Annotated in this window: 5 protein-coding genes; 3 read left to right on the top strand and 2 right to left on the bottom strand. The window is 61.2% G+C overall.

The annotated features are described in order from the left end of the window. Positions 1-210, top strand: a 210-nt coding sequence (locus DWZ01_RS10440) for a winged helix-turn-helix domain-containing protein (RefSeq protein ID WP_147332653.1), incomplete at its 5' end; no start/stop codon positions are given. Between the two features lie 26 nt (positions 211-236). Next, complete coding sequence (locus DWZ01_RS10435) at positions 237-1,634, top strand: sensor histidine kinase KdpD (RefSeq protein ID WP_117848970.1); 1,398 nt, start codon at positions 237-239, stop codon at positions 1,632-1,634. Between the two features lie 12 nt (positions 1,635-1,646). Here DWZ01_RS10435 and DWZ01_RS10430 read toward each other — a convergent pair whose 3' ends face one another. Continuing rightward, positions 1,647-1,841, bottom strand: coding sequence for a ribbon-helix-helix domain-containing protein (locus tag DWZ01_RS10430; RefSeq protein ID WP_117770644.1), 195 nt, complete (start codon positions 1,839-1,841; stop codon positions 1,647-1,649). Positions 1,842-2,391: 550 nt separating this feature from the next. After that, positions 2,392-3,018, bottom strand: coding sequence for a DUF1648 domain-containing protein (locus tag DWZ01_RS10425; RefSeq protein ID WP_117848969.1), 627 nt, complete (start codon positions 3,016-3,018; stop codon positions 2,392-2,394). Between the two features lie 599 nt (positions 3,019-3,617). Here DWZ01_RS10425 and DWZ01_RS10420 point away from each other — a divergent pair. Beyond that, positions 3,618-5,306 carry an ABC transporter ATP-binding protein gene (locus DWZ01_RS10420; RefSeq protein ID WP_158557033.1) on the top strand — a complete coding sequence of 563 codons (1,689 nt, stop codon included), beginning with the start codon at positions 3,618-3,620 and terminating at the stop codon, positions 5,304-5,306. Positions 5,307-5,311 lie beyond the last annotated feature (5 nt).

Here is a 5,311-nt window from a genome sequence, read left to right as displayed (position 1 = left end):
ACCGAGTACGCCATCTGCGAGTACCTCGCCCGCCACCCCGGGCAGGTCATGAGCCGCGCGCAGATACGCGAGGCGGTGCTCGGCTGGGAGAGCGACGCCGACGACGCGGCCATATCCATGCAGGTCAGCCGCGCCCGGAGGAAACTCTCCGAGGCCGGCGCCGATCCGATCGCGACCGTCTGGGGGATGGGGTACAAGTGGCAGCTCTGAGGACCGGGGCGAGAGGTCGCGGGGGCATGCCGCTCTCCTTCGTCATCGCGCGCTACTTCGCCTACGCGTTCGCGGCGGTCGCCACGGCGTGGCTCGCCTCGTTCATGGCGCTCTCCGCGGCGATCAACGCGGGCTTCGTCTACGAGGCAAGCTGGGGGCCGGCCAATGCGCGCGAGGTCGCGGAGGGCCTGGCACGCGACGGCGTCTGCGGGCAGCAGGACGTGCCGACGGCGTACCGCTACCTCATCCTGAACAAGGACGGATGCGTGCTGATGACAGACCTCGAGGGCACGCGGCTCGAGGACGCGACGGAAATGGCCCGAGCGGCACTCGCCGCTGATCCGGGCACAGTGGAGATCGAGGGCGGGGGCTCGGGCCTCACCTACGCCGCGTTCCCGCTCAAGGGCGGCGGGGCCTGCGCACTCGCCAGCGAGTACCTGCCGCAGTGGGTCTCGCGCGACCTCGCCGGCCTGCTTCCCAACCCGCAGAACCTCATGCTCGTCGGCGCCGCTGCGGGAAGCGCGCTCGCGCTCGCGCTCGTGGCGCGCCGCGCGAGCCGCGTGATCTCGCGCAAGATGGCGCCGCTCGCGGAGGCGGCGGGGCGCGTCGGCGCGGGGGAGCTCGACTTCGCGGTCGGCAGCACCAACGTGCGCGAGGTGAACGACGTCCTCGCCGCGATGGACGCCATGCGGACCTCCCTCGCCGAGTCGCTCGAGGCCCGCTGGGCCGCGGAGCGGGGGCAGCGCGAGCAGGTGGCGTCGCTCGCCCACGACCTCAAGACGCCGCTCACCGTGCTGCGCGCCAACGCCGACTTCGTGGCGGAGGAGCTTGAAGACGAGAAAGACGCCGAAATCGCGGCCGCCGCGCGCGACATAGCCGGCGGTGTCGAAAGGCTCGACGGCTACGTGCGCCTGCTCATCGAGGCCTCGCGCGGGTCCGGCGGGGCGGAGAGGGCCCCCATGCGGCCGGCCGAGCTCTGCGAGCAGGTCCTCGCCGAGGCCGCCCAGATCGCCCGGTCGCGAGGCGTGACACTCGACGCGGCCACGGGCCCCGCTGTCGCGGGCGCGCCCGAGGCCCCGCTCGACCGAACCGCCCTGACGCGAGCCGCCGCGAACCTCGTGGCCAACGCCGCCGAGCACGCGCGCTCGCGCGTGGCGGTCTCCTGCGACGTCGCGGGCGGGCACCTCGTCATCGAGGTGTCCGACGACGGACCGGGCTTCTCTCCCGCCGCCCTCGAACGCGGCTGCGAGCGCCTCTTCACAGACGACTCCTCCCGCTCCTCGCGCGACGGAGGCCGCCACTACGGGCTCGGCCTCCACGCCGCCTCCGAGGCCGCGAGCGCCCACGGGGGCTCCGTCTCGCTCGCCAACAGCCCCTCGGGCGGCGCGGTGGCCACCATCGCGGTCCCCCTGTGCGGGGCCTGACGACTCAGGCCCTCACACCGGCGTGGCTCGCAACCAAACGCTTCCCGGATAATTCATGAGGCCGTACTCGTATTCGAGCCTGCCTATCTTTGCGGCAAGCGCCTCCGTCATGTAGAAGTTTTTCGTGCGGCCCGTCGACTTCGCCAGGCGGTCGTACCTGTTCGCAAGGTCCTCGGGGATTCTCAGGGCTGCGGTGGCGGTTGCCATGACGCACCTCTTGGTTAGATGTAATACGTATATTTCTTTCTATCACATCACCCGAACCCCGCACCGGCGTACGGCCGCATCTGCTTTTTACCTTACATTGTGTCAACCGGTCCATGCCCGGCATATTCTGCCGGATTGAATCAACCGTTAAATCAATCCGAGCCTTTAAGGGGCGGTTGAAATCCTTCGAGGACTGAGGGCGCCGTCCCTAGGTCGGCTCCTCGATGGCCTCGGCTGAATTCCCCTGCAATCGACCGCATGGGTTCCGGCACGGGGTTCTGGCGCTGCCCGAACGGGGCGCAAGACTCGGCCGTCGGTCGTGCCGGACGGCATACGTTTTGAGACCGGCAAGCTGTTGCCGGCTCGAGGACAGCGGCCCGGTGCACCGGGCCGATCGATAGAGGACTCAGGTTCACAGCGCAGTTTCTTGGGGCTCGCATATATAGGAAGACTTGATCGGCAATCGATTTTAATGAAGTCGACAGCGCATGTCAGAGCTTTCAACAAATTTAACATGCCACCCTTTATATCCGCACGCGCGTAATTCAACTCATAAGGACCGGCTATCCCTTACCTGTGACACAATCTCAAACGCACAGAACAGAATCATCAGTCCAATCATCGCATAAGAGGCAGCCGAACCTTCAAGCACTATTCCACAAAGAACAATCTCCGCGCCGCCAATAAGAACTGTTATCAGGCGCTCTGCCTTTTTGCTCTCGCCGCTCGCATAAAAAGGCGGCAAAGCGCACAAGATCACATATAGCCCGGGAAGGGAATGCAGGATCGATAGTCCAAGTCCCCCATCAACTGCAGTGCTTTGCGTAAGAATCAACTGAACCCAAACGGCAATTATCACTGAGCAGGTTGTCGATAAAAGAAGACTAGAAATATAGCACGCAACAAAGTCCCGTCGCATTCGAACAGAGAAATCCGCGAACTCTCTTCGCCGCGTGGAAACAACAAGGTACACAGAAATTGCAATAGAACCAATCAGAGAAAACAGCGGAACAACCAGCAATTCAAGCTTATTACCCCATCGATCAACCACACCCCCACTCCAATGAGCGGGAATTGTATCAGGGAGGACTGACCAAGCCGTCCATAGAATCAGAAATGGAAGAATAGAGAGGATGAAAGATGATAACACTGCAGTAATTTTTTTTGAGGCTCTCATCGATTCCGCATCTCCTTGCGCGCCCACATTCCACTCCGCCTTAAATCAAGTATAAATAGATGGCGCTCGGTATTATTGGCGCAATCGCGATAGCGATTACCGCCGTTGTTTCTTTAAAAATGGTAGGAATACATGTCTCCAAGAATTGATATATCGATTGACGAGCTGCCCGAAGCGTCGAGCCTTCTTGATGGACATGACTATTCGTCACAAATCATTCAGCGTATCGCCGGGGTTCCAGTAATACTCGATGCATCGGGATGCCCTCATTCCCCTTTTTTCGAAGTTGAATATGATGACAGGACGACTAGGTTTACAAGTCAAGCAAGTTAATAATCTATGTAGTCAATATAATACCGTTGAACCCGCATATCGATACCGCTCAGCCATTCGCCTCGCCCCCGTCGCACGTATCTTCATCCGGTCTGTTACTTTTAATCTAAAAGTTCTTTGAGGAACGTAGGTGCTTCTGAATGTACTGTCGACTTCTTCTCAAACTAATCCTAAGAGACAAGGCCGTATGGATTTGTACGCTCGTTCTCGCTGCAGCCTTTTCCGTCCCCATTGCGTTCAATTCACCCATCTACGGGCCCTTCTTTATGAAGCAGGGCATGCAGGGCTTTGTCGACGCATTCAATACGCGCGCGCCCCAGGCCAGCGGCACAGACCTATCGCCAGAGCAGCAAGATGACGCTGAGCTTGCAAGATACGCGAACGCCGCCCTCGCCGCTCAAACCGACGCCGCCTTTCTCGACTCTGCCGAGAGCTACTACGCGCTCATGGGCGAAGGCTTCCAATCCGGGTCCATCGTGGGAGACCGAGAGACCAATGACGCGGCGCTCGCGTATTGCCGCGCTCTGAGCAGCTCCGGCATCACGGATATCCCGGCCTCCGCAAACGACCTGCCATTCCTTTCCTTCCTGCCTTACACCATTGCCACGGCGCCGTCTTTCCTTCCCTTCATCCCCTTCCTTCTCTCGTCGATACTCGTGCTCGGCGCCACAAGGCCCGGGACCCTGGCGGCAAAGGCGCCCGTGCCCAAATTCCGGCGCCTTATCCAAACCGTGTTTTCAATAATTGGCGCGGGGACCACGATGCTCCTCGCCGGCCTCGCACCCGGGGGCATTTACGCCTTGGCCCTAAACGGCTTCGGGCAAATTGGGTACCCGATCGCCTTCTTCCATGACGGCGCGCTTACCACCACGACCGCGGGAAACGTCTTCACAGCCCTGCTTCTCGCGCTGCTTGCGGGCGGAACCTTGATATCCGTTTGCTCCGCCGTCCTATCGACCGCAACGAGGCGCGTCCTCGCGGGCCCCCTTACCTCCGCGCTGCTTGTCGCGGCCCCGGCATTCCCGTTACTGTCCGATTCGGCACTAGGGCATAATGCCGTGCTCGGGCTCCTGCCGCTGGCCGTGTTCTCGCCTATCGAGGCAACGGGTTACGTAGGATGCTTCCCGACAGAATTCATTGGCTCCGGTTCAGGCAGCGCATCGATGCTTGCCGTGGCCCTGGCATACGTCGCGGTCCTTTTTGCGGTCGGCGCCGTTGCGACACGTTCGCCCAAACAGTCTGGACCCGCGAAAAAGCACCATGGGCTCGAGCTTCTAGACGCGAGCGTGGGATACGGAAGCACGACGATACTTTCAATCGGGTCGCTTTTCCTGAGCCCGGGAACGGCGGTGGGCCTCGTTGCTCCCAACGGCTCGGGGAAAACCACCCTTCTTGAAGCGCTGTCGGGCCAATTTCCCACCCGCATCCGCTCGGGAAGCCTGGCGGCAGACGGAATCTGCCAACGTCGATCAGCCGAATTTGCAGAACTCGTCTACCTGAGCTCTTCGGGCGGCGCGGATCTCTACCCCACGCTATCGGCCCTCGAGTACCTTGCTTTCGTTAGGGAGGCGTGGAAATCGGCCGCCGACATCGACTCGCTCTGCGACTCCCTCGGAATCTCCCCATATCTCGACAAGCCGACCCGTAAACTCTCGACAGGAATGAAGCAGCAGGTAAAGCTTGCCATGGCGATAGCGACCGATTGCCCGTACCTCATCCTCGATGAACCGCTGAACGGCCTCGATCCGGGAAAACGGAAAACCTCCTGCGAAGCGATGCGCAGCGAGGTGGCGCGGGGACGCAGCGTGCTCATTTCAAGCCATCTACTCGACGACCTGGCAGACCTCACCAACTCGTTCTACTTCATCGAGGCCGGCTCGCTCGTGGAAAAGATCGAGTCGTCCTCGCAGACGCTCAAGCAGGAATACCTCGATACATACGAGCGAGGTGAATGACATGA

The sequence above is a fragment of the Collinsella sp. AF28-5AC genome (assembly GCF_003457875.1).
Classification (GTDB): Bacteria; Actinomycetota; Coriobacteriia; order Coriobacteriales; family Coriobacteriaceae; genus Collinsella.
This window is presented reverse-complemented; position numbering and strand designations above follow the sequence as displayed.